Below are 24,634 nucleotides of genomic sequence, written 5' to 3' on the forward strand. Positions count from 1 at the left end.
AGGCTTCAGCGGCCGATTTTCCAGGCATCGCCCGCCGGCGCGTTGCCGCGGTCGTAAGGCTTGGCCAGCCACATGTACAGCAGGCCCAGGCCTATCACCACCACGGTGGTCACCACCATGGCGTAGTTCACGTACCAGGCCGCATCCGGCGTGCGTGGCCAGGCCATGTTGATGATGGCACCAATGCCGTACACCAGCGCTCCCACGTTCACCAGCAGGCCCCAGCGGCCCAGGTTGAACTGGCCGCTTGGCTGCCAGCCGCGCAGGCGCGCATAGAGTGCAGCCAACACGATCATCTGGAAGGCCAGGTAGATGCCGATGGCGGCGAAGCTGACGATGGTGGCCACGGCGTCCTGCAGGAAGAAGCCGAGGATGATGATCAGCGCCGGCAGGATACCGGCCACGAACAGCGCGTTGACCGGCACCTGGGTGGTGGCCGACAGGCGCTTGAGCAGGCCGCTGCCGATCACCATCTCATCGCGGGCGTAGGAGTACAGCAGGCGGCTGGCGGCGGCCTGCAGGCTGATCACGCAGGAGATGAACGAGACCATCACCACCGCCATGATCACCCGTGAACCGACGCTGCCGAAGGCGTTGTTGAGCACGGTGGTGACCGGGTCCTTGTCGGTGCCGTTGATCACCGCCTGCATGTCCGGCACGGCGAGGATCAGCGCCAGGCAGGCGAACATCGCCGAGATGCCGCCGATGTAGATGGTCATGCGCATGGCCACCGGGATGCGCTTGCTGGGGTTGGGGGTTTCCTCGGCCACGTCGCCACAGGCTTCGAAACCGTAGTAGAGGAACATCCCCGCCAGCGAGGCGGTGAGGAAGGCCGGCAGGTAGGAGCCGTCGACGCTGATGTCGAAGGTGTTCCACAGCACGCTGAACGGCTGGTGGCGTTCGAAGATCAGCAGGTAGATGCCGACGATCAGCGCGCCCACCAGCTCGCAGAGGAAGCCGAACATGGCGATGCGTGCGAGCATCTTGGTGCCGCTGAGGTTGACCAGGGTGGCGAACAGGGTCAGCACCAGGGCGATGACGATGTTGGTGTTGTTGCTCGGCTCGAAGCCCAGCATTACCGCCAGGTAGGGCCCTGCGCCAACCGCCACGGCGGCGATGGTCACGCACAGGGCGATGGAGTAGATCCAGCCCACCATCCACGCCCAGCGCTTGCCCACCAGCCGGCGCGCCCAGGGGTAGACGCCGCCGGAAATCGGGAACTGCGACACCACTTCGCCGAAGATCAAGCACACCAGCATCTGCCCCAGGCCCACCAGCAGGTAGGCCCAGAACATCGGCGGGCCGCCGGCGGCCAGGCACAGGCCGAACAGGGTGTACACGCCCACCACGGGCGACAGGTAGGTGAAGCCCAGGGCGAAGTTTTCCCACAGGCTCATGCTGCGGTTGAAGTTCGAGGTGTAGCCCAGTTGCCTGAGCTGCTCGGCATCGTGGTCGACGGCTGCCATGTCAGGGGTGACGCTCATGTGTGTGCTCCGAAGGAATCGGCAGATTCAGGTTGCAGGTGCCCGGGGGTGGTGCCCAAAGGCACACCCCAGGTCGTTGTTGTAGTAACGTGCCAAACACCCGTAGCAGCGGCCGCCAGGCCGCGTCCAGGGTTACTCAGTGTTTGAACATGACGTGGCGCACGGTGGTGTAGTCCTCTAGGCCATACATCGACATGTCCTTGCCATACCCCGACAGCTTCTGCCCGCCATGGGGCATCTCGCTCACCAGCATGAAGTGGGTGTTCACCCAGGTGCAGCCGTATTGCAGGCGCGCACTCAAGCGGTGGGCGCGGCCGACGTCCTGGGTCCACACCGACGAGGCCAGGCCGTAGTCGGAATCGTTGGCCCAGCCCAGCACCTGGGCTTCGTCGTCGAAACGAGTCACCGACACCACCGGGCCGAACACCTCGCGCCGCACGATCTCGTCATCCTGCTGGGCGTCGGCCAGCACCGTGGGCTGGAAGAAGAAGCCGTTGCCATCCACCGCCTTGCCACCGGTGACCAGGCGAATGTGCGGCTGCGCCAGTGCGCGCTCCACGAAGCCTGCCACGCGGTCGCGGTGCTGGGCGGTGATCAGCGGGCCCAGCTCGGTGCTGGGGTCGTCCTGCAGGCCATATTTGATGCTGCTGACCGCAGCGCCCAGTTTCTCCACGAACTGCTCGTAGATGCCCGCTTGCGCGTAGATGCGGCAGGCGGCGGTGCAGTCCTGGCCGGCGTTGTAGAAGCCGAAGGTGCGGATACCTTCCACGGCGGCGTCAATGTCGGCGTCGTCGAAGATGATCACTGGCGCCTTGCCGCCCAGTTCCATGTGCATGCGTTTCACGCTGTCGGCGGTGTCGGCGATGATGTGCGCGCCGGTGGCGATGGAGCCGGTCAGCGAGACCATGCGCACCTTGGGGTGGTTGACCAGCGGGCTGCCCACGCTGGGGCCGCGGCCGAACACCAGGTTGAGCACGCCGGCAGGGAAGATGTCGTTGGCCAGCTGCGCCAGGCGCAGGGCGGTCAACGGTGTCTGCTCCGAGGGTTTCAGCACCACGGTGTTGCCGGCAGCCAGCGCCGGGGCGATCTTCCAGGCGACCATCATCAGCGGGTAGTTCCACGGCGCGATGGAGGCGATGACGCCCACCGGGTCGCGGCGGATCATCGAGGTGTGGCCCGGCAGGTACTCGCCAGCGGCCGAGCCGCTCATACAGCGAGTAGCGCCGGCGAAGAAACGGAACACGTCGGCGATGGCCGGGATCTCGTCATTCAGCGCGGCGCTGTAGGGCTTGCCGCAGTTGTCCGATTCCAGCTTGGCCAACTCTTCGCCGTGGGCCTCGATGGCGTCGGCCAGCTTCAGCAACAGCAGGGCGCGGTCCTTGGGCGTGGTCTGCGACCAGCTGTCGAACGCGGCATCGGCGGCGCGCACGGCAGCGTCGACCTGGGCTTCGCTGGCTTCGTGGATTTCCACCAGCACGCGGCCCAGGGCCGGGTTGAACACCGCTTGCAGCGGGCCTTCGCCCGCGACGAAATGGCCGTTGATCAGCAGTTGGGCTTGCATGGTTGTTGCCCCCTTGAAGGTGTTATTTGCCGCCACTGCCGGCCACGCTTTCGCCGCCGCGTGTCAGGTAGTAGGCGCCCAGGATCGGCAGCATGGTCACCAGCATCACCAGCATGGCGACCACGTTGGTCACCGGCACGTCGCGTGGGCGGCTGAGCTGGTTGAGCAACCAGATCGGCAGCGTGCGCTCGTGGCCGGCGGTGAAGGTGGTGACGATGATTTCGTCGAACGACAGCGCGAACGCCAGCATGCCCCCGGCCAGCAGCGCCGAGCCCAGGTTGGGCAGGATGATGTAGCGGAAGGTCTGCCAGCCGTCGGCGCCCAGGTCCATGGACGCCTCGATCAGGCTGTGGGAGGTGCGCCGCAGGCGGGCGATGACGTTGTTGTAGACGATCACCACGCAGAAGGTGGCGTGGCCGATGACGATGGTCATCAACCCCGGCTCGATGCCCAGGCTCTTGAACGCCGACAGCAGGGCGATACCGGTGATGATGCCGGGCAAAGCGATGGGCAGTATCAGCATCAGCGAGATGCCTTCCTTGCCGAAGAAATTGCGCCGGTACAGCGCCGCCGAGGCCAGGGTGCCGAGCACGATGGCAATCAGCGTGGCCACGCAGGCCACCTGCAGCGACAGCTTGATCGACTCCACCACGTCAGTGCGGGCGAAGGCTACGCTGAACCACTTCAGGGTGAAGCCCTGGGGCGGAAAGCTGAAGGCGGCGTCTTCGGTGTTGAAGGCGTACAGGAAGATGATCAGGATCGGGAAGTGCAGGAACACCAGCCCGCCCCACGCGGCCAGGCGCAGCCCGATGGAGGGTTGTTCAGAGCGCATCGAAGGCCCCCAGGCGTTTGACGATGGACAGGTACACCGCGATCAGCACGATGGGCACCAGGGTGAACGCCGCGGCCATCGGCATGTTGCCGATGGCGCCCTGCTGGGCGTAGACCATGCTGCCGATGAAGTAGCCGGGCGGCCCGACCAGCTGCGGCACGATGAAGTCGCCCAGGGTCAGCGAGAAGGTGAAGATGGAACCGGCGGCGATGCCCGGCACCGACAGCGGCAGGATTACCTGCATGAAGGTTTGCCGCGGCTTGGCGCCCAGGTCGGCCGAGGCTTGCAGCAGCGACGGCGGCAGGCGCTCCAGCGAGGCCTGGATGGGCAGGATCATGAACGGCAGCCAGATGTACACGAACACCAGAAAACGCCCCAGGTGCGAGGTGGACAGGGTGCTGCCGCCAATGCCGGGAATGCCCAGCACCGCCTGCAGCAGCGGCTCCAGCCCCAGGTGCTGGACGAACCACTGGGCCACGCCGCCCTTGGCCAGCAGCAGGGTCCAGGCGTAGGCCTTGACGATGTAGCTGGCCCACATGGGCATCATCACCGCGATGTAGAAGAACGCCTTGGTCTTGCCCGTGGTGTAGCGCGCCATGTAATAGGCGATGGGGAAGGCCACCAGGGCGCTGGCCAGCGACACCGCCACGGCCATTACCAGGGTGCGCTGGATGATGTCGAAGTTCGCCGGGTTGAACAGCGCGGCGAAGTTGGCCAGGGTCAGGTCGGGCGTGACCGTCATGCTGAAGTCGTCGAAGGTGTAGAAACCCTGCCACAACAGGTTCAGCAGCGAGCCCAGGTAGATGGCGCCGAACCACAGCAGCGGCGGCACCAGCAGCAGCGACAGGTACAGGTTGGGCTTGCGGTACAGCAGGTTCCACAGCCGCCGCAGGGGCGAGTAGTCCGCCAGCGGCGCCGGTTTTTCCAGGGCCAGGCTCATGTCACAGGCCCTCGCCGTCGCGCAGCGGCGTCATCGCCTCGCGGGCCCAGCGCGCGCTCAGGCGCTGGCCAGGCTGCAGCACGATGCTCGGCTCCTGCCACTGGTTGTTGGCCTGGCTGATGGCGATTACCTGGCCGCTGGCAAGCTTCAGCTCGTAGCGGGTGGAGCTGCCCTGGTACTGGATGTCGTGCAGCACGCCGTCCACCTGCACTTCGTGGCCGGTGGTGGCCTCGCCGAAGCGGATGTGTTCCGGGCGGATGGAGAAGGGCTGGTCGCTGCCGCACACCAGCCGCGCGGCCTCGCCACGCAGCACGTTGGAGGTGCCGACGAACTCGGCGACGAAGGGGGTGGCGGGCTTCATGTACAGGTTGCGCGGGCTGTCCACCTGCTCGATGCGGCCCTTGTTGAACACCGCCACGCGGTCGGACATGGACAGCGCTTCGGTCTGGTCGTGGGTGACGAAGATGAAGGTGATGCCCAGCTGGCGCTGCAGCTTCTTCAGCTCGCCCTGCATCTGCTCGCGCAGCTTCAGGTCGAGGGCGCCCAAGGGTTCGTCCAGCAGCAGCACCCGTGGGCGGTTGACCAGCGCGCGGGCCAGGGCCACGCGCTGGCGCTGGCCGCCGGACAGCTGCACCGGCTTGCGCTGGCCGTAGCCGCCCAGGGCCACCATCGCCAGGGCCTCCTCGGCGCGCTGCTGGCGCTCCTGCTTGCCCACGCCCTTGACCTTGAGGCCGTAGGCCACGTTGTCCAGCACGTTCATGTGCGGGAACAGGGCGTAGTCCTGGAACACGGTGTTGACGTCACGCTGGTAGGGCGGCAGGCCGGCGGCCTCGGCGCCATGAATGCGAATCGAGCCGCTGCTGGGCTGCTCGAAGCCTGCGATCAGGCGCAGGCAGGTGGTCTTGCCCGAGCCGGAGGGGCCGAGCATGGAAAAGAACTCGCCGTCCTGGATATCGATGGATACCCGGTCGACGGCCTTCACTTCGCCGAACACGCGGGAAACCTGGGTGAACTGGACTGCAAGCGTCATGATGCGCTACTCCGGTGGGCATGGAGAGTGTGGCGTGGAGGATGTGGGAGCTGGCTTGCCAGCGAGCTTTTGAGGGCCTTCAAAGCTCGCTGGCAAGCCAGCTCCCACAAAGGCGTGGGCTCAGCGGCCGCCCATGATCGCGATGTAATCCTGGGTCCAGCGGCTATACGGCACGAACTTGCCGCCCTCGGCCTGCGGGGTTTTCCAGAAGGCGATCTTGTCGAACTGGTCGACGCCATTGGTCTTGCAGCCCTCGGCGCCCAGCAGTTCGCTGCTGGTGCACGCCGCCGGTACCGCCGGCAGCGAGCCGAACCAGGCCGCTACGTCGCCCTGCACCTTGGGTTGCAGCGACCAGTCCATCCACTTGTAGGCGCAGTTGGGGTGCGCGGCCTCGGCGTGCAGCATGGTGGTGTCGGCCCAGCCGGTGGCGCCTTCCTGCGGAATGGTCGAGGCCACGGGCTGGTTGTCGGCCTTAAGGCCATTGACCATGTAGCCCCAGGAGCTGGAGGCCACCACGCCTTCGTTCTTCACGTCGCTCATCTGCACCGTGGCGTCATGCCAATAGCGGTGCACCAGCGCGTGTTGGGCGCGCAGCAGGTCGAGCACGGCCTTGTACTGGGTTTCGTTCAACTCGTAGGGGTTCTGGATGCCCAGCTCGGGCTTGGCGCTCTTGAGGTACAGCGCCGCGTCGGCGATGTAGATCGGGCCGTCGTAGGCCTGCACGCGGCCCTTGTTGGGCTTGCCGTCCGGCAGGTCCTGGGCGTTGAACACCACGCCCCAGCTGGTGGGCGGGGTCTTGAACACGTTGGTGTTGTACAGCAGCACGTTGGGCCCCCACTGGTACGGGGTGCCGTAGGTCTGCTTGTTGACCACGTACCAGGGGCCGTCCTTCAGGCGCGGGTCGATGTTCTTCCAGTTGGGGATCAGCGCGGTGTTGATGGGCTGCACGCGCTTGCCGGCAATCAGCCGCAACGAGGCGTCGCCCGAGGCGGTGACCAGGTCGTAGCCGCCCTTGGCCATCAGGCTGACCATCTCGTCCGAGGTGGCGGCGGTCTTGACGTTGACCTTGCAGCCGGTCTCCTTCTCGAAGCCGGTCACCCAGTCGTAGTTCTTGTCGCTCTCGCCCCGTTCGATGTAGCCCGGCCAGGCAACGATATCCAGTTGCCCTTCACCGGCACCCACCGCCTTGAGCGGTTCGGCGGCCTGCAGGCTGGCGCTGGCCAGCAGGGCGGTGGTCAAGGCGCTGAGCAGTGCGGTCTTGTGCGCGTGCATGGTATCCCTCTTCTTTAAATTATGGTCGGGGCAGTGTTCGAACGGTGCAGCGGGCCTTCGTCGAGGCTGATTATTATCGTAGTGGTGATAACGCCTGGCGGGTCAGAGGTGCTCCCCGTGGCGCGCCATGATGTGGCGCACCACGCTGTAGTCCTGCAGCGAGTCACTGGACAGGTCCTTGCCGTAGCCCGAGCGCTTGAGGCCGCCGTGGGGCATTTCGCTGGCCAGCATGAAATGGCTGTTGATCCAGGTGCAGCCATACTGCAGGCGCGCCGCCACCTGCATGGCCTTGTCCAGGTTCTGGGTCCACACCGACGAGGCCAGGCCGTATTCCGATTCGTTCGCCCAGTCCACGGCCTGGCTCAGCTCGTCGAAGCGGGTGACGGTGACCACCGGGCCGAACACCTCGCGCTGGACGATCTCGTCGTTCTGGCGGCAGCCGGCCAGCAGCGTTGGCTGGTAGAAGAAGCCGGGGCCCGAATGTACGGCGGCGCCGGTGATGCGTTCGATGTGTGGCTGGCTCAGCGCCCGTTCGACGAAGCTGGCCACGCGGTCGCGCTGGCGCGAGCTGATCAGTGGCCCCAGCTCGTTGTCGGCATCGCGCTTGCCGGCGAAGCGCAGCTTGCCCACCGCGGCGCCCAGTTCGCTTACCAGCTGGTCGTGGATGCCCGCCTGGGCGTACACCCGGCAGGCCGCCGTGCAGTCCTGGCCGGCGTTGTAGTAGCCGTAGTTGCGCACGCCGTCGACCACGGCGCGCAGGTCGGCGTCGTTGCAGACGATCACCGGCGCCTTGCCGCCCAGTTCCAGGTGGGTGCGCTTGAGGGTTTTCGAGGCGGCCTGGAGAATTTTCTGGCCGGTGACGATGTCGCCGGTCAGCGACACCATGCGCACCTTGGCGTGGCTGACCAGGTGGCCGCCCACGCCCTCGCCGCCGCCACAGACGATGTTCAGCACCCCGCGCGGGAGGATCTGCGCCAGGGCCGGGGCCAGTGCCAGGATCGACAGCGGCGTGTGCTCGGACGGCTTGAACACCAGGGTGTTGCCCGCTGCCAGCGCCGGGGCGATCTTCCACGCGGCCATCATGATCGGGTAGTTCCATGGCGCAATGGACGCCACCACGCCAATCGGGTCGCGGCGCACCATGCTGGTATAGCCGGGCACGTATTCACCGGCCAGCTGGCCGGTCTGGCAGCGCACGGCGCCGGCGAAGAAGCGGAACACATCGACGGTGGCCGCCAGGTCGTCCTGGCGCGCCAGGTGCAGCGGCTTGCCGCAGTTCAGCGCTTCCAGCTGCGCCAGGCTGTCGGCCTGGCGGGCCACGGCGTCGGCAATCTGCAGCAACAGGCTGGCGCGTTGCTGCGGGGTGGTGCGCGACCAGCTGGCGAAGGCGCGGTGGGCGGCCATGATGGCGTGCTCCACCTGCTCGCTGCTGGCCTCGGCGATGTGGGTGAGCACCTCGGCGGTGGCCGGGTTGATGATCGGTTCCACCAGGCCTTGCCCCGCGACGAGCTCGCCGTCGATCAGCAGTGCGGTGCACAGGGTAGGGGGGGAAGTGCCGGCCATCTTGCGAGGTCTCTTTTCTTTTGGGCTCACGGGCAGGCTCCTTGATACAGGCAGCCCGGGCACGGATTGTCTCGGTGGTTAGAGACTAGTGCGCGGGCGAGCGGGCTACAAATTCTAAATACTGAATGCAGCATTCGATTAAATCGATAGCCTGCGCCCAGCGTTGGGTTGTTCGCGGGCCACGGTCAGGAACGGGTCCACCAACGCCGGCCGCGCGGTGCCGCGGCGCCAAGCCAGGCCCACGTCCAGGGTCTGGGTCAGGTCGGCCAGCGGCCGTGCCTCGATGATGTCGCCTTCCAGCGACCAGGGCCGGTAGGTCATGTCTGGCTGGATCGACACCCCCAGGCCCGCTGCCACCAGGCTACGCACGGCCTCGGTGGAGGCGGTGCGCAGGCTGATGCGTGGCGTCAGGCTGGCGCTGGTCCACAGGCGTTGGGCGTTGCGGTCCATCTCGTCGACGTTGAGCTGGATCAGCGGCTCGCGGGCCACGTCGGCCAGAGTGATGCTGTCGTGGTCCAGCAGCGGGTGCTGGGCCGGCAGCCACAAACGGTGGGGCGAGTGGGTCAGCACTTCGGTCTGCAGGGCGTGGCGGTCTTCCAGGTTGGAGACGATCAACACCCCCACGTCGATCTCGCCGCTCACCAGCAGGTGCTCGATGTACGGGCGCTCGTCTTCCATGACGCGAAGCTCCACGTTGGGGTAGGCGCGCTGGAAGCGGGTCAGCAGGTCGGCCAGGTAATAGCCGGCCACCAGGCTGGTCACGCCGATGATCAACTGCCCGGCCACCTGGTCGGTGCTCTGCTGCAGGCTGCGCTTGGCGTTGTCGACGGTGGCCAGGATCAGGTGCGCCTGGCGCAGGAACTGATGGCCCTGGTGGGTCAGGGTCATGCCCTTGGCGTGGCGGTTGAACAGGCTGACGCCGATCTCCTGCTCCAGCTGCTGGATGGCCAGGGTAAGCGTCGACTGGGAAATGAACACCGCCTGGGCGGCGGCCGAGATCGAACCGGTCTCGGCCACGGCAATGAAATGGCGGATCTGGCGCAGGGTCATCATGGACAGGGCACTCGCAAAGTCCGTAGCAGCTGCCGCCAGGCTGCGTCTTGCTTCACCGCGGTGGCACGGGACGCAGCCTGGCGGCGGCTGCTACGGGATCTATAAAGCTGATGGGGCGAGTGTATATCTTTTTTTTCGAACGGCTGCCTGTTGGTCTATGGTAGTCGGACTCAACTCGTACCCGGTGCCCAATGTCTGTTCCCCACCCAGCACACGACGCGCAAACCCTGGCCGACGTCGAGCGCACGATTGCCTCCGGGGTGCGCATCCTGCGGTTCAGCGATGGGCTGGAGCGTCGCTACCAGGCCGACACCGTCAGGCAGCGCCTGCAGTTCATCACCGCCGTGGGCATCGGCGGCGCGGTGGTCTACAACCTGTTCCTGCTCAGCGACTGGCTGACCCTGCGGGACATGTTCGCCTACGTGGCCGCCGGCCGCCTGCTGCTGGTCACGCCGCTGTTCATCGCCTTGCTGGTGCTGGGGCAGCGCCTCACCCGCCGGTGGGCCGTGGAAACGGCCGCGGCGGCCGGCACCGTGGTGTCGTCGCTGATACCGCTGGTGGCGATGATCTACAGCCACAGCCCGTACCGGCTGCATTACCAGCTGGGGATGCTGCTGATCATGGTCTACTGCACCATGATCCAGCAGTTGCCCATGCGCTTCGCCTCGGTGGCCATGCTGTGCATGCTGGCGATCCAGCTGGTCACCACCTACCTTGCCGACTTTGCCGACTTCAGAATCTGGCAGGCCAATGCGCTGCTGTTCGTGTCCACGGTGGCGCTGCTGTTGATGGCCTCGTATTTCCAGGAGCGCGCCAGCCGGCTGAGCTACCTGTTTGCCTTGCGTGGGCGCCTGCTGCGCGAGCAGTTGTTGGACATCGCCCGCACCGACGCCCTGACCCAGTTGTTCAACCGTCGTTATCAGGGCGAAGTCATGACCCAGGTGTGGGAAGAGGCGGCGGCAAGGCCGGTGAGCGTGGCGGTGATCCTGCTGGATATCGACCACTTCAAGGCCTACAACGACAACTACGGCCACCTGCAGGGCGACGCCTGCCTGGCCCAGGTCAGCCAGGCTATCCAGCAGGCCGCGCAGGCGCAGGATGCCCTGGTGTTTCGCTTTGGTGGGGAGGAGCTGCTGATTCTGCAGGTGGGTGCCGATGCCGGCCAGGCGCAGGCCCTGGGCGAGGCGTTGCGCCAGGCGGTGGCCGCGCTGGCCATTGCGCACCCGGTGCTGGGCGCTGGGGCGCGGGTGACGGCCAGCCTGGGCGTGGCGGCGGCCATGGCCCCGCACACGGGCGCCGATGCCCTGATTGCCGCGGCAGACCAGGCGCTGTACGCCGCCAAGGCCGCCGGGCGCGATTGCCTGCGCTGCGCCTGACGGCTTACGCCAGGTCGGTCTTGCCTTCGTACACCATCACGCAGCCCCAGGCGGCCACGGCCACAGGAATCACCAGGCACCACAACCCCACGGCCAGGTAGAGCAGCGCCGAGCCGATACAGCCCACGGTGAAGCCCAGCAGGTTGCGGCCAATGGGCCCCATGCGCGCCAGCACCACGTCGCGTTCGCCGCGGTCGCGCAGGCCGATCAGCGAGAACAGGTCGATCGCCAGTTGCGTCACGTTGCCGGTCATCAGCGTGGTCGGTGGCGCGGCTTTCAGGTGCTGGCGCGACAGCGCGTTCTGGATAGCCATGGCCGCCACGCCGACCATGCCGGTGACCAGTGCCACCAGCGAATCACCGTCGGTAAACGGCCCCAGGCAGACCGCGCAGGCCATGAACAGCGCCAGCAGCAGGGTGTGCGCCAGCATCAGCAGGTGCAGCGACGCCAGGTTGCGCCGGTGCAACGCGGTCGCGGCCAGGTGGGTGAAGCCCACGACCATGGCGAACACCGGCAACGCCAGTAATTTCGCCAGCGCCCCCGAGGTGCCGTGCACGATGCTCACCCCCAGGGTGACGAAGTTGCCGGTGACGTGGGCGGTGAACAGGCCCTGCAGGGCCAGGAAGCCCACGGTGTCGACGAAGCCACCGTTGAAGCTCAGGGCCGGGGCGAGGGAGGTGGGTACGGGGCGCATGGTGGGTCGTTCCTTGAGGTTGGGAGGCGCGGCCATTGTGGCCGCGAAACCGTTTCAGGAACAATTATCCAGAGGGTGAACTTATTGTTTCTGTTTTGGGGACGATGCGCAGTCCAGGCGGAAGCATGTCGGCCCGCCCTCGGGGGAATCGACGCTGATGGCCCAGCCCTGGTTCAGGCAGATACGCTTGACCAGTGACAGGCCCAGGCCCAGGTTTTCGACGCTGGGCTGAGCCCCCCGGGTGAAGGGCAGGAAAATCGCCTCGTGCTGGTCGGCGGGCACGCCGGGGCCGTTGTCCTGCACCTCCACCCAGCTGTCGCCCACCCGCAGGCGAATCTCACTGCCGGTGCCGGCGTACTGCAGGGCGTTGCGCAACAGGTTGCCCAGCACCGTGCGCAGCAGCGGCAGTGGATAGGCCGGCGGGGTGGCCGAGCTGCCCTGGGGTTCCACCAGCAGCGCCAAATGCAGGCGCCGCGCCTGGGGGCAGGCCTGCTGCACCTGTTCGGCCACCGCCTGGGCCAGGCTGGCGTGGGCGAACCCCAGGCAGTCGGCCTCGCCACGGGCCAGCATCAGGTAGGTGTCCAGGCGCTGGCGCATGTCCTTGATCGACGCTTCCACTTGGGCCAACTGGGCATCGGCGGCGGGGCTCAGCGGCTCCTCGTCGCGCAGCACCTCGCAGGCGCTCAGCGCTGCCATCATCGGCGTGCGCAGTTCGTGGCCGACGTCGGCGGTGAACAGGCGCTCGCGCTGCAGCGCCAGTTCCAGGTGGTTGTAGGTGTCGTCGAAGGCCTGGGCGGCGGTCCCGATTTCATTGGCCGGGAAGTCTGGCGCCAGGCGGCTGGAAGGGGGCAGGGCGGTGCGCGCGCCCATGCTCGCGGCCAGGCGCTCGATGGGCCGCACCAGGCGCCGGGTGGTGATCACCCCCAGCAGCACGGCCAGCAGCACCAGGCCGCCGAGGCTGGTGACGCCGACAATCAACAGGGTCGACAGACCGTGTTCGTAGTCGGTGTAGTCGCGCATCAGCAGGTAGCGTTGGGCGCCGTCGTCCACCACGCGCACATGCCACAGGCGCTGGCCGCGCATCAGCTTGTAGAAGCCGGGGGACAGTTGCCGCAGGTCGGCGGGGAACTGCGCCGAGCCCGGTTGGCCGACGAAGAAGCGCCCCGGGCGGCCGGCGCCACCGCTGGCGATTTCTTCGCGTACGCGCTGGATGGCGATGCCCATGTCGATTTCCTGCAGGCGCACCTCCAGGCGGTTCAGGCTCAGGTCCGACAGGGCCAGCACCAGCGCGCCGGTGAGCAGGCTCACCAGCCCGTAGATCAGGATCAGCCGGCGGCCCAGGCTATGGCGGCGGCGCTCAGTCATCGGCCAGCCGGTAGCCGATGCCGTGCACGGTGCGCAGCAGGGGCAGGGCGAAGGGCTTGTCGACCACGTGGCGCAGTTGATGAATGTGGGTGCGCAGGCTGTCGCTGTCGGGCGGCGAGTCGCTCCACAACAGTTCTTCCAGCTTGCGCCGTGCCACCACCGCGGGGCTGGCCTGCATCAGCGCCATCAGCAGGCGCAGGGGGGCGGGCGGCAGCTTGAGCGGCTGGCCGGCCCGGCTCAGGGCCAGGGTGGTGGTGTCCAGGCACAGGTCGGCCACCTGCAGCACGGCCTTGTGCGGGGGCGCGGCGCGCAGCAGCACGGCGTTCACCCGCGCGGCCAGCTCGGCCAGGGCGAAGGGCTTTACCAGGTAGTCGTCGGCGCCGGCCTCGAAGCCTTCCAGGCGGTTATCCAGGGTGTCGCGGGCGGTGACCATGATCACCGGAATGCGCCGTCCGCCTTCCTCGCGCAGGCGCCGGCACAGGCTGTAGCCGTCCAGGCGCGGCAGCATCAGGTCGAGCACGATCAGGTCGAAGTCGCCGCTGCGGGCCATCTCCAGGCCCTGGGCGCCGTTCTCCGCGCAGTCGACGATGTAGTCGCGGCGGCTGAGGTAGCGGGTGATGTTCTCGAGGATAACCAAGTCGTCTTCGATGACCAGAATGCGCATGGGCGGTCCAGATTTCATGGAAATGTAACGATTGTAAAAACTTCTTAACAAGAACTTGAGAAGCGTTATCGCACAATGCGCGAAAGAGAATCGTTGTTAATTACTTTAACCCGTTGGCCCCTCCTTCGAGAACCCCATGAGCCGTCAATCCACCCTCCAACCTCGCCTGGACGTTTCCCTGGGCATGGCCGTCGCTACCCTCAGCAGCCTGACCTACGCCGCCGACCAGGTGCCCAACACCTTGCAGCTGGACCAGACCGTCATCGACGCGCCCCAGGACAACACGGCGCCCTACCAGACTGAAAAACTCTCGGGCAGCAAGTTCACCGAGGCCCTGCGCGACACCCCGCAGAGCATCAGCGTGGTGCCCAAGCGCGTGCTGGAAGAGCAGAACGCCCAGGACCTCAAGGACGTGCTGCGCAACGTGCCCGGCATTACCTTCAACTCGGGCGAGGGCGGTGGCGGCGTTGGCGACAGCATCAACATCCGTGGCTTCAGCGCCGACGGCAACATCTACCGCGACGGCGTGCGCGACCCGGCGAAATACACCCGCTCAGAGCTGTTCAACACCGAACAGGTGGAAGTGCTCAAGGGTTCCAGCAGCTCGGGCTGGGGCGTGGGCGCCATTGGCGGAGCCATCAACATGGTCACCAAAAGCCCGGAGCTGAAGGACTTCGACACCCTGGACGTGGGCGTGGGCACGGCCAACTACAAACGCAGCACCCTGGACATCAACCACACCATCGACGGCCTGGGCGAGGGCGCGGCCTTCCGCCTCAACGTGGTGGGCTACAAGGGCGGCGAGAACGGCCGTGACTGGATCCAGCGCGAGCGCAACGGCTTCGCGCCGTCGCTGTCCCTGGGCCTGGGCACCGACACCCGCTTCACCATTGCCTACGAATACATCCACGACAACGGCAACACCGACTACGGCATTCCTACCGTCGACGGCAGCAACGGCAGCAGCCCGCACCGCCTGGGCAGCTGGAGCAGCTACTGGGGCTGGCGCAACCTGGACAAGGAAAACAACGAGTCGCACCGCCTGAACCTGAAGTTCGCCCATGACTTCAACGACAACGTCACCTTCGACAACCAGCTGACCTATTTCCACCTGGACCACGACTACTTCGTCACCACCCCGGGTGGCACCTACTACGCCGCCAACAGCCCGGCGCCGGGCGTGATGGCCAACAAGGGGGTGTACCGTCGCTACCTCAACACCCCGTCGCGCGACCAGACCAACGCCACCTGGAGCGACCAGAGCAACCTGACGTTGCGCTTCGACACCTTCGGCATCGGCCACACCCTGGTCACCGGCATCGAGTACAGCAAGCAGACCCTGCAGGAAGACACCGGCAAGCTCACCGCCGCCGACGCCGCGACCATGAGCAACCTCACGGCCGAGAGCAACAGCTGGTCCAAGTACCCGTACTCGGCTGACACCTACACCAGCGCCGAAGTGGCCGCCGAGCAGGTCGACAAGGCCTTCTACGTGCTCGACACCCTGACCTTCAACGACCACTGGCAACTGCACCTGGCCGGCCGCCAGGACCACTACGACTCGCGCATCACCAGCAACTGGTCGCGCAGCAGCCAGACCGCCGCCTGGGTGGACGGTGGCAACTCGTCGGACTCGGAAAAAGTCACCAGCGTGCACACCGCCCTGGTCTACAAGCCGGTGGAAGAGGGCAGCATCTACCTCAGCTACGCCAACGCCCGCCAGCCCAGCAGCCTGACCGCCATCGCCCAGACCGGCGCCAGCACCGGCGACAGCACCCAGCGCGGCAAGACCATCGAGCTGGGTACCAAGTGGGATGTGTTCAACGAAAACCTCAGCCTGACCGCGGCGTTGTATGAAACCAAGCGCAGCCTGACCTACACCGACGACGACACCGGCGCCACGCTGAACGTGGGCGGCGAGCAGCGCGTGCGCGGCCTGGAATTGGGCGTGGTGGGCAACATCACCGACAAATGGTCGATCTATGCCGGCTATGCCTACCAGAACGCCGTGACCTTGAAAGCCGCCAACGCCACCTCTGAAGATGGCACGGTCGGCATCGCCAACACGCCCAAGCACACCATCAGCCTGTGGAACACCTGGAAGCTGCCGGGCGACAACACCTTCAGCTATGGCGTGCGCTACGAAGACACCGTGGACATCTACCAAGGCACCGGCACCGGCGCCGACTCGGTCACCAGCGCGGCGACCAAGACCACCCTGCCGGACTACGTGGTGCATGACGTGGCGTTCACCCACGCGATCAACAAGAACATCGATCTGCGCCTGAACGTCACCAACATCTTCGACAAGCGTTACTTCACCGAATACAACGGCCGTGGCTACGGTATTCCGGGTGATGGCCGCGGCGCCACGCTGACCGCCGAGTACCGCTTCTGATGCTGGCCGATCCCGTCCTGCGCCTGGGTGTGCAGGACCGCACCGCGGTGGCACGCCTGCTGCTGGACCAGGCCGCCACCGGCAACCCCGAGGCCCAGGCGCACCTGGGCCAGGCGCTGCTCGACGGCCACGGCATAGAACGCGACGCGGGGCTGGCCTTGCGCTGGTTCCGCATCGCGGCGGGGCGCGGGCACCTGGTGGCGCTGAACATGGTCGGCCGCTGCCTGGAACTGGGTTGGGGCTGCGCCCCGGACTTGCCCGCGGCGGCGGTGCATTACCGCGCCGCCGCCCAGCGCGGGCTGGACTGGGGCCAGTACAACTACGCCAACCTGCTCAGTCAGGGCCGCGGCGTGCCGCGCGACATGGCGCAGGCGCTGGCCTGGTACCAGCGCGCCGCCGACAGCGGCCACGCCAAGGCCATGAACCTGGTGGGGCGCTTTCATGAAGAGGGTTGGGGCATCCCGGTAAACGCCGCGCTGGCCTTCGACTGGTTCCAGCGCTCGGCCCTGGCCGGGGATTTTCGCGGCCAGTGCAGCTACGCGGCGATGCTGGTGCGCCAGGGCAACCTCGACGAGGCGGCCCAGTGGGTCATGCGCGCAACGCGCACGGCCACCCCGGCGTTCCTTGCCAAGATCCGCGAAGCGGTGGCCGCCTTGCCGGCCGCCGTATTCGCCCCCGTCATCACCGCCATCGACCAGCGCCTGGCCCCAACGGCCCCGTAGCAGCGGCCGCAGGCCGCGTCCAGCGCACCGCGCTTCTTCCGGCACACCGCGGTGATCCCGGACGCGGCCAGCGGCCGCTGCTACGGTGAACGGTGTAGGAGCCGACCTTAGTCGCGATACAGGCAACGCGGTTTCAAGACAGATGCTGCTACGGGGAATGTGTGGCTTCGCGCCATCATGTCGAAAAGATATGGAAACCTAGGCAAAAACGACACAGTCAGCAGGGTTATCTGTGGGCTATACTCGGCCAATTTGCCGGTAGACGTAGCACTTTCGAGGGATGACTGTGAAGAACTGGACATTGCGCCAACGGATCCTGGCGAGCTTCGCCGTGATTATCGCCATTATGCTGTTGATGGTGGTGGCCTCCTATACGCGCCTCAAGGCCATCGATGACGCACAGGAAAACGTGCGCGCCGACAGCGTCCCCGGCGTCTACTACAGCTCGATGATCCGCAGCGCCTGGGTCGAGAGCTTCGTCTACACCCAGCAACTGGTGGGCTTGAGCTACCAGCGCGAATTCGTCACGGCCGACGAAGAGCAGTACAAGGCCTTCGCCGACCGCTTGAGCGAGCAGATGGGCAATTACCAGAAAACCGTGTTCGACCCCGAGGACAAGGCCAGTTTCGACGAGTTCTCGAAGACGCGCGTCGCCTATGACCAGGCCCTGGCCAAGGTGCTGGACGCCTACCACCAGAAGCACTTCTCCCTGGCCCAGGACCTGCTCAACGACCAGGTGACGCCGGCCTGGGCCGCCGGCCGCAAGCAGCTCAACAACCTGATCGAGCGCAACCGCGACTCTGCCGAGCACGCCTCCCAGGCCAGCTCCCAGGCGGTCAGCGACGCCAAGCTGACCATGGGCATCGCCCTGGTGCTGGCCATCATCGCCGCCGGCATCTGCGGCCTGTTGCTGCTGCGCGCCATCATGCAGCCGATGCAGAAGATCGTCGCCATCCTGGAAACCATGCGCACCGGTGACCTCAGCTCGCGCCTGAACCTGTCGCGCCGCGACGAGTTCGGCATGGTCGAGACCGGCTTCAACGACATGATGACCGAGCTCACTGCCCTGGTGTCCCAGGCCCAGCGCTCGTCGGTGCAGGTGACCACCTCGGTGACCGAGATCGCCGCCACCTCCAAGCAGCAGCAGGCCACCGCCACCGAAACCGCTGCCACCACCACCGAGATCGGCGCCACCTCGCGGGAAATCGCCGCCACCTCCCGCGACCTGGTGCGCACCATGACCGAGGTCACCTCGGCCGCCGACGCCGCGTCCATGCTCGCCGGCTCCGGCCAGCAGGGCCTGTCGCGCATGGAAGACACCATGCACCAGGTGATGGGCGCCGCCGACCTGGTGAACGCCAAGCTGGCGATCCTCAACGAGAAGGCCAGCAACATCAACCAGGTGGTGGTGACCATCGTCAAGGTCGCCGACCAGACCAACCTGCTGTCGCTCAACGCTGCCATCGAAGCGGAAAAGGCCGGCGAATACGGCCGCGGTTTTGCCGTGGTGGCCACCGAAGTGCGACGCCTGGCCGACCAGACCGCCGTCGCCACCTATGACATCGAGCAGATGGTGCGCGAGATCCAGTCCGCCGTGTCCGCCGGGGTCATGGGCATGGACAAGTTCTCCGAGGAAGTGCGCCGCGGCATGTTCGAGGTGCAGCAGGTGGGTGACCAGCTGTCGCAGATCATCCAGCAGGTGCAGGCCCTGGCGCCCCGCGTGTTGATGGTCAACGAGGGCATGCAGGCCCAGGCCACCGGCGCCGAGCAGATCAACCACGCCCTGTCGCAGCTCAGCGACGCCAGCAGCCAGACCGTGGAATCGCTGCGCCAGGCCAGCTTCGCCATCGACGAGCTCAGCCAGGTGGCCACCGGCCTGCGTGGCGGCGTGTCGCGTTTCAAAGTCTGATGAGCGAGGCGCTGCGCCCGTCCAGGGCGGCCATCACCTGCCAGGGCAAGCTGTTCCTGATTTTCCAGGTGGGCGCCGAGCGCTTCGCCCTGGCCGCCACCGACATCGGCGAAGTGCTGCCCTGCGTGCCGCTCAAGGCGGTGGCCCAGGCGCCGGCCTGGGTGGCGGGCATCTTCGCCCACCGCGGCCGCGTGGTGCCGGTGATCGACGTCGGCCAGCTGATGTTCGGCAAGCCGGCGCCGCAGCGCACCAGCACCCGCCTGGTGCTGGTGCATTACCGCGCCGACCCCGCGCGCCCCGACCTGCGCCTGGGGCTGATCCTGGAACACGCCACCAACACCCTGCGCTGCGACCCGCGGGATTTTCGCCCGTACGAGGTGTCCAACGCCAACACGCCCTACCTGGGGCCGGTGCGTGAGGACGAACAAGGCCTGCTGCAGTGGGTAGGCGTGCAAGACCTGCTCGATGACCAGGTGCGCCAGCTGCTGTTTGCACCGCAGTTGGCCGCCAGCCTCAAGGATGGGGATGACTGATGGGCGACGATCCACGTTTCTTCAAGTACCTGCGTGACCGCATCGGCCTGGACGTGGCGTCGGTGGGCCCGGCGCTGATCGAGCGCGCCGTGCAGCAACGCCGTACGGCCAGCGGCTGCACCAGCGCCGACGCCTATTGGCAGTTGCTGCAGGGCAGCGGCACCGAGCAGCAGGCCTTGATTGAAGCGGTGATCGTCCCGGAGACCTGGTTCCTGCGCTACCCCGAGTCGTTCGCGGCCCTGGCGCGCCTGGTGCAGGCGCGGCTGCTGGCGCTCAAGGGCACGCGCCCGGTGCGCCTGCTCAGCCTGCCTTGCTCGACGGGTGAAGAACCCTATTCCATTGCCATGGCGCTGTTTGACGCCGGCGTGCTGGCCAGCCAGTTCCGCGTCGACGGCGTCGACATCAGCCCGCTGTCGGTGGCCAAGGCCCAGCGTGGCCTGTACGGGCGCAACTCGTTCCGCGGCGCCGAGCTGGGCTTTCGCGAGCGCTATTTCGAGGTGGAAGACGACGGTTATCGCCTCGGCGAGCGGGTACGCCAGCAGGTGCGCCTGCAGCCGGGCAATGTGCTCGACCCGGCGCTGCTCAAGGGCGAGCCGCCCTACGATTTCGTGTTCTGCCGCAACCTGCTGATCTATTTCGACGTGGAAACCCAGCAGCGCGTGTTCGAGGTGCTCAAGGGCCTGACTGACAAGGACGGCGCCCTGTTCATCGGCCCTGCCGAGGGTAGCCTGCTGGCGCGCCTGGGCATGCGCCCCATTGGCATCGCGCAGTCGTTCGCCTTCGTGCGCGACGAGAACCCCTCGCCAGAGCCGCAACCGATGACGCCGTGGGTGGCGCCGCCGCCGCGTGCGCTGCCGGCCGCCATGCCGCCACGGCCACGCGCCGCGCCCATTGCGCCGCCGCTGCCTCAAGTGGCCGCGCCGGCGGCCGAAAAACAGGTACAGGTGACGCTCGAACAGATCGCCAGCCTGGCCAACGAAGGCAAGAGCCAGGCGGCCATGCAGGCGTGCGAGCTGTACCTCAAGCATCAGGGGCCGCATGCGCAGGCGTACTACTGGCTCGGTTTGCTCAACGACGTCGGTGGCGATGCGCGCAAGGCCCAGGATTTTTACCGCAAGGCGCTGTACCTGCAACCGCAGCACCCCGAAGCGCTGGCCCACCTGGCCATGCTGCTGGCCGCCCAGGGCGACAGCGTCGGGGCCAGGCGCTTGCAGGAACGCGCCGCGCGCAGTGACCGAACCGCTGACAGTGAGCGTAAACGATGATTGGCCTGGCTTCGCTGAACGTCATCCAGGGGGATGGCGAAGCGATTGACGATTGCTGGAACCGGATCGGGATTCACGGTGACAAGTCGTGCCCGTTGCTGGCCGACCATATCCATTGCCGTAACTGCCAGGTCTACGCGGGCGCCGCCGTGCGCCTGCTGGACCGCTATTCCCTGGCCCGCGAGAGCGTGCGTGGCGAGACCCTGGAGGAGCTGGGCCAGGTGGCCTCGCGCTCGCTGGTGGTGTTCCGCCTGGCCGAGGAATGGCTGGCCCTGGCCACCCGCTGCCTGGTGGAGATCGCCCCGGTGCAGCCGGTGCATTCGCTGCCGCACCAGCGCTCGCGGGCGCTGCAGGGCGTGGCCAACGTGCGCGGGGCGCTGGTGGCGTGCCTGTCCCTGGCCGAACTGCTGGGGGTGGACGTCAGTGTCAGCCCCCAGGCCTCGGCGCGGGTGATGCCGCGCATGCTGATCCTGGCCGCTGCCGGTGGCTCGGTGGTGGTGCCGGTGGATGAAGTCGACGGCATCCACCGCATCGACCTGGCGGAGCTGGAAAACGCCTCGCCCGCCGCCGGCCAGGCCGGCAAGCGCTTCACCGAGTCGGTGTTGCCGTTCAAGGGCCGTAGTGTGCGGGTGCTGGACGAAACCCAGCTGCTGGACGCCGTTGCCCGGAGCCTGACATGACCCCGGACCAGATGCGCGACGCCTCGCTGCTTGAACTCTTCGCCCTGGAAGCCGAAGCCCAGACCCAAGTGCTGAGCACCGGCCTGCTGGAACTGGAACGCAACCCCACCCAGGCCGACCAGCTGGAAGCCTGCATGCGCGCCGCGCACTCGCTCAAGGGCGCTGCGCGCATCGTCGGCGTCGATGCCGGCGTCAGCGTGGCCCACGTGATGGAAGATTGCCTGGTGAGCGCCCAGGAAGGCCGGCTGCTGCTCACCCCCGAACACATTGACGCGCTGCTGCACGGCACCGACCTGCTGATGCGCATCGCCACCCCGGACACGGCGCCCACCACCGAAGACATCGCTGCCTATTCGGTGCGCATGACCGTGTTGCTGGACCCCTCGGCGGTGCCCCCGCCGCCACGGCCCGCCGCCCCGGCGCCGGAGCCGCTGGTGGCCGCGCCGCCGCCCGAGCCGGAAGCGGCCGCCGAAGCCCCCGCCAGCCCCGAGCCGCGCAAGGCCAAGGGCGCGCCGGTGGAAGGCGGCGAGCGCGTGCTGCGGGTCACGGCCGAACGCCTCAACAGCCTGCTGGACCTGTCCAGCAAATCGCTGGTGGAAACCCAGCGGCTCAAGCCGTACCTGGCCACCATGCAGCGCCTCAAGCGCATGCAGGGCCAGAGCCAGCGTGCCCTGGATGGCCTGAAGGAGCACCTGCAGGCCACCCACCAATCCGAGGAAGTGCTCGAAGCCCTGGCCCTGGTGCAAGGCCTGTTGGGCGAGACCCAGCAGATGCTGGTGCACCAGACCGCCGAGCTGGACGAGTTCGGCTGGCAGGCCAGCCAGCGCGCGCAGCTGCTCTACGACACTGCCCTGGCGTGCCGCATGCGGCCGTTCGCCGACGTGCTGGGCGGGCAGGGGCGCATGGTCCGTGACCTGGGCCGCGAGCTGGGCAAGCAGGTGCGCCTGGAGATCGAAGGCGAGAAGACCCAGGTCGACCGCGACGTGCTGGAAAAGCTCGAGGCGCCGCTGACGCACCTGCTGCGCAACGCCGTCGACCATGGCATCGAATCGCCCGAGCAGCGCCTGCTGGCGGGCAAGCCGGCCGAGGGCCGGGTGCTGCTGCGCGCCTCGCACCAGGCCGGGTTGCTGGTACTGGAACTGATTGATGACGGCGGTGGCGTCGACCTTGAGCGCCTGCGCCGCAGCATCGTCGAGCGCCAGCTGTCGCCGGCCGAGACCGCTGCGCAGCTCAGTGAGGAAGAACTGCTGAGCTTCCTGTTCCTGCCCGGCTTCAGCCTGCGCGACAAGGTCACTGAAGTGTCCGGCCGCGGCGTCGGCCTGGACGCGGTGCAGCACATGATGCGCCAGCTGCGCGGCTCGGTGGAGCTGACCCAGGTGCGCGGCCAGGGCAGCTGTTTCCATATCGAAGTGCCACTGACCCTGTCGGTGGTGCGCAGCCTGGTGGTGGAAGTGGGCGAGGAGGCCTACGCCTTCCCGCTGGCGCACATTGAACACACCCTCGACCTGCCGGCCGAGGACATCGTCCAGCTCGAAGGCCGCCAGCACTTCTGGTACGAAGGCCGCCACGTCGGCCTGGTGGCCGCCAGCCAGTTGCTGCAGCGCCCGGCCGGGCAAAGCAGCGAGGACTCGCTGCGGGTGGTGGTGATCCGCGAACGCGACGCTATCTATGGCGTGGCGGTGGAGCGCTTCATCGGCGAGCGTACCCTGGTGGTGCTGCCGCTGGATGCGCGGCTGGGCAAGGTCCAGGACATTTCCGCCGGGGCCCTGCTGGACGACGGCTCGGTGGTGCTGATCATCGACGTCGAGGACATGCTGCGCTCGGTGGAAAAACTGCTGACCACCGGCCGCCTGGAACGCATTGACCGGCGCAGCCGCCCCGGCGTGGAACAGGCGCGCAAGCGCGTGCTGGTGGTGGACGACTCGCTGACCGTGCGTGAACTGCAGCGCAAGCTGCTCAGCCACCGTGGCTACGACGTGGCCGTGGCGGTGGACGGCATGGACGGCTGGAACGCCCTGCGCGGCGAGGACTTCGACCTGCTGATTACCGACATCGACATGCCGCGCATGGACGGCATCGAGCTGGTCACCCTGGTGCGCCGCGACACGCGCCTGCAGTCGCTGCCGGTGATGGTGGTGTCCTACAAGGACCGCGAAGAAGACCGGCGGCGTGGCCTGGACGCCGGGGCCGACTACTATCTGGCTAAAGCCAGTTTCCACGACGATGCCCTGCTGGACGCCGTGGTCGAGCTGATCGGGGGGGCCCAGGGATGAAGATCGCCATCGTCAACGACATGCCCATGGCCGTCGAGGCCCTGCGCCGGGCGGTGGCGTTCGAGCCGGCGCACCAGATCATCTGGGTGGCGGGCAACGGCGCCGAGGCGGTGGCCAAGTGCGCCGAACAGCTGCCCGACCTGATCCTGATGGACCTGATCATGCCGGTCATGGACGGCGTCGAGGCCACCCGCCAGATCATGGCCGCCACCCCTTGCGCCATCGTCATCGTCACCGTCGACCGCCAGCAGAACGTCCACCGGGTGTTCGAGGCCATGGGCCATGGCGCCCTGGACGTGGTCGACACCCCGGCAGTGGGTGCTGGCAACCCGCGCGAGGCGGCGGCGCCGCTGCTGCGCAAGATCCTCAACATCGGCTGGCTGATCGGCCAGCGCGGCACCTCGGTCAAGGCCGTACCCACGCCCCTTCGCACGGGGGTGCAACGGCAGACGCTGATCGCCATCGGCTCCTCCGCCGGCGGCCCGGCTGCCCTGGAAGTATTGCTCAAGGGCTTGCCGAAAACCTTTTCGGCGGCCATTGTGCTGGTGCAGCACGTGGACCAGGTGTTCGCCGCCGGCATGGCCGACTGGCTGTCCGGGGCCAGCGGCCTCAACGTGCGCCTTGCCCGCGAAGGCGAACCGCCGCAACCTGGCGTAGTATTGCTGGCGGGTACCAATCATCACCTCCGTCTGCTCAGCGACGGAACACTGGCCTACACGGAGGAGCCGGTGAACGAGATCTACCGGCCGTCCATCGACGTATTCTTTGAAAGCGTGGCGCGTTTCTGGCGTGGCGACGCGGTCGGCGTGCTGTTGACCGGCATGGGCCGCGACGGCGCCCAAGGCCTGAAGCTGTTGCGCCAGCAGAACTTCCTGACCATCGCCCAGGACCAGGCAAGCAGTGCGGTGTATGGCATGCCCAAGGCGGCAGCGGCCATTGATGCAGCGGTGGAAATCCGCCCCCTGGAGCGGATTGCTCCCAGACTGATGGAAATTATCCAGCCATGACCCCGAGTATTAA

General features: G+C 67.0%; 20 protein-coding genes. 9 read left to right on the top strand and 11 right to left on the bottom strand.

Going from position 1 to position 24,634, the window contains the following annotated elements:
* Positions 1-5 precede the first annotated feature (5 nt).
* From AC0J42_RS06320 to AC0J42_RS06355, 8 genes are all read right to left on the bottom strand, one after another.
* Positions 6-1,484 (bottom strand): APC family permease, encoded by a 1,479-nt coding sequence (locus AC0J42_RS06320; protein ID WP_473005561.1) that lies wholly within the window; start codon positions 1,482-1,484, stop codon positions 6-8.
* Positions 1,485-1,620: 136 nt separating this feature from the next.
* Entirely contained in the window at positions 1,621-3,045 is a 1,425-nt protein-coding gene (locus AC0J42_RS06325) for a gamma-aminobutyraldehyde dehydrogenase (RefSeq protein WP_473005562.1), read from the bottom strand.
* Positions 3,046-3,067: 22 nt separating this feature from the next.
* A complete protein-coding gene (locus AC0J42_RS06330; RefSeq protein WP_473005563.1) occupies positions 3,068-3,877 on the bottom strand; it encodes an ABC transporter permease in 810 nt (269 codons plus the stop codon).
* Positions 3,867-4,817, bottom strand: coding sequence for an ABC transporter permease (locus AC0J42_RS06335; protein WP_473005564.1), 951 nt, complete (start codon positions 4,815-4,817; stop codon positions 3,867-3,869). Before AC0J42_RS06335 ends, AC0J42_RS06330 begins: the two co-directional genes overlap by 11 nt.
* Before the next feature lies 1 nt (position 4,818).
* Positions 4,819-5,847, bottom strand: coding sequence for an ABC transporter ATP-binding protein (locus tag AC0J42_RS06340; RefSeq protein WP_473005565.1), 1,029 nt, complete (start codon positions 5,845-5,847; stop codon positions 4,819-4,821).
* 120 nt (positions 5,848-5,967) lie between these two features.
* Positions 5,968-7,119: a putative ABC transporter substrate-binding protein YdcS gene (gene ydcS, locus AC0J42_RS06345; RefSeq protein WP_416422789.1), complete on the bottom strand. Its 1,152-nt coding sequence runs from the start codon at positions 7,117-7,119 to the stop codon at positions 5,968-5,970.
* 102 nt (positions 7,120-7,221) lie between these two features.
* Entirely contained in the window at positions 7,222-8,682 is a 1,461-nt protein-coding gene (locus AC0J42_RS06350; protein WP_473005566.1) for a gamma-aminobutyraldehyde dehydrogenase, read from the bottom strand.
* Positions 8,683-8,820: 138 nt separating this feature from the next.
* Positions 8,821-9,735, bottom strand: a complete 915-nt coding sequence (locus AC0J42_RS06355; RefSeq protein WP_473005567.1) for a LysR family transcriptional regulator — start codon at positions 9,733-9,735, stop codon at positions 8,821-8,823.
* A 191-nt stretch (positions 9,736-9,926) separates the two neighbouring features.
* Between AC0J42_RS06355 and AC0J42_RS06360 the strand changes: the two genes are divergently transcribed.
* Positions 9,927-11,111, top strand: a complete 1,185-nt coding sequence (locus AC0J42_RS06360) for a diguanylate cyclase domain-containing protein (protein ID WP_473005568.1) — start codon at positions 9,927-9,929, stop codon at positions 11,109-11,111.
* Positions 11,112-11,115: 4 nt separating this feature from the next.
* Here the strand turns inward: AC0J42_RS06360 and AC0J42_RS06365 are convergent, their stop codons facing one another.
* The 3 genes from AC0J42_RS06365 to AC0J42_RS06375 form a co-directional block, all read right to left on the bottom strand.
* Positions 11,116-11,805 (bottom strand): YoaK family protein, encoded by a 690-nt coding sequence (locus tag AC0J42_RS06365; protein ID WP_416422792.1) that lies wholly within the window; start codon positions 11,803-11,805, stop codon positions 11,116-11,118.
* 81 nt (positions 11,806-11,886) lie between these two features.
* Positions 11,887-13,170, bottom strand: coding sequence for a sensor histidine kinase (locus AC0J42_RS06370; RefSeq protein ID WP_473005569.1), 1,284 nt, complete (start codon positions 13,168-13,170; stop codon positions 11,887-11,889).
* On the bottom strand, positions 13,163-13,834 hold the full coding sequence (locus tag AC0J42_RS06375; protein ID WP_473005570.1) for a response regulator transcription factor: 672 nt from the start codon (positions 13,832-13,834) through the stop codon (positions 13,163-13,165). The genes AC0J42_RS06370 and AC0J42_RS06375 overlap by 8 nt, the downstream gene beginning before the upstream one ends.
* Before the next feature lie 136 nt (positions 13,835-13,970).
* Here AC0J42_RS06375 and AC0J42_RS06380 point away from each other — a divergent pair, with 136 nt between their 5' ends.
* The 8 genes from AC0J42_RS06380 to cheB all read left to right on the top strand — a co-directional run bounded on the left by AC0J42_RS06380 (position 13,971) and on the right by cheB (position 24,621).
* Positions 13,971-16,232, top strand: a complete 2,262-nt coding sequence (locus tag AC0J42_RS06380) for a TonB-dependent receptor (RefSeq protein ID WP_473005571.1) — start codon at positions 13,971-13,973, stop codon at positions 16,230-16,232.
* Positions 16,232-16,954, top strand: a complete 723-nt coding sequence (locus AC0J42_RS06385; RefSeq protein WP_416422796.1) for a tetratricopeptide repeat protein — start codon at positions 16,232-16,234, stop codon at positions 16,952-16,954. The genes AC0J42_RS06380 and AC0J42_RS06385 overlap by 1 nt, the downstream gene beginning before the upstream one ends.
* A 286-nt stretch (positions 16,955-17,240) precedes the next feature.
* Positions 17,241-18,863, top strand: coding sequence for a methyl-accepting chemotaxis protein (locus AC0J42_RS06390; RefSeq protein WP_473005572.1), 1,623 nt, complete (start codon positions 17,241-17,243; stop codon positions 18,861-18,863).
* Entirely contained in the window at positions 18,863-19,396 is a 534-nt protein-coding gene (locus AC0J42_RS06395) for a chemotaxis protein CheW (RefSeq protein ID WP_416422798.1), read from the top strand. The genes AC0J42_RS06390 and AC0J42_RS06395 overlap by 1 nt, the downstream gene beginning before the upstream one ends.
* Complete coding sequence (locus AC0J42_RS06400; protein WP_473005574.1) at positions 19,396-20,661, top strand: CheR family methyltransferase; 1,266 nt, start codon at positions 19,396-19,398, stop codon at positions 20,659-20,661. Before AC0J42_RS06395 ends, AC0J42_RS06400 begins: the two co-directional genes overlap by 1 nt.
* Complete coding sequence (locus AC0J42_RS06405; protein WP_473005575.1) at positions 20,658-21,341, top strand: chemotaxis protein CheW; 684 nt, start codon at positions 20,658-20,660, stop codon at positions 21,339-21,341. Before AC0J42_RS06400 ends, AC0J42_RS06405 begins: the two co-directional genes overlap by 4 nt.
* Positions 21,338-23,614, top strand: coding sequence for a response regulator (locus AC0J42_RS06410; RefSeq protein ID WP_473005576.1), 2,277 nt, complete (start codon positions 21,338-21,340; stop codon positions 23,612-23,614). The genes AC0J42_RS06405 and AC0J42_RS06410 overlap by 4 nt, the downstream gene beginning before the upstream one ends.
* The gene (gene cheB / locus AC0J42_RS06415) at positions 23,611-24,621 is read left to right on the top strand and encodes a chemotaxis response regulator protein-glutamate methylesterase (RefSeq protein WP_416422802.1); all 1,011 of its coding nucleotides are present in this window, start codon (positions 23,611-23,613) and stop codon (positions 24,619-24,621) included. The genes AC0J42_RS06410 and cheB overlap by 4 nt, the downstream gene beginning before the upstream one ends.
* Positions 24,622-24,634 lie beyond the last annotated feature (13 nt).

It is taken from the genome of Pseudomonas sp. Tav-5-1A, assembly GCF_055755055.1.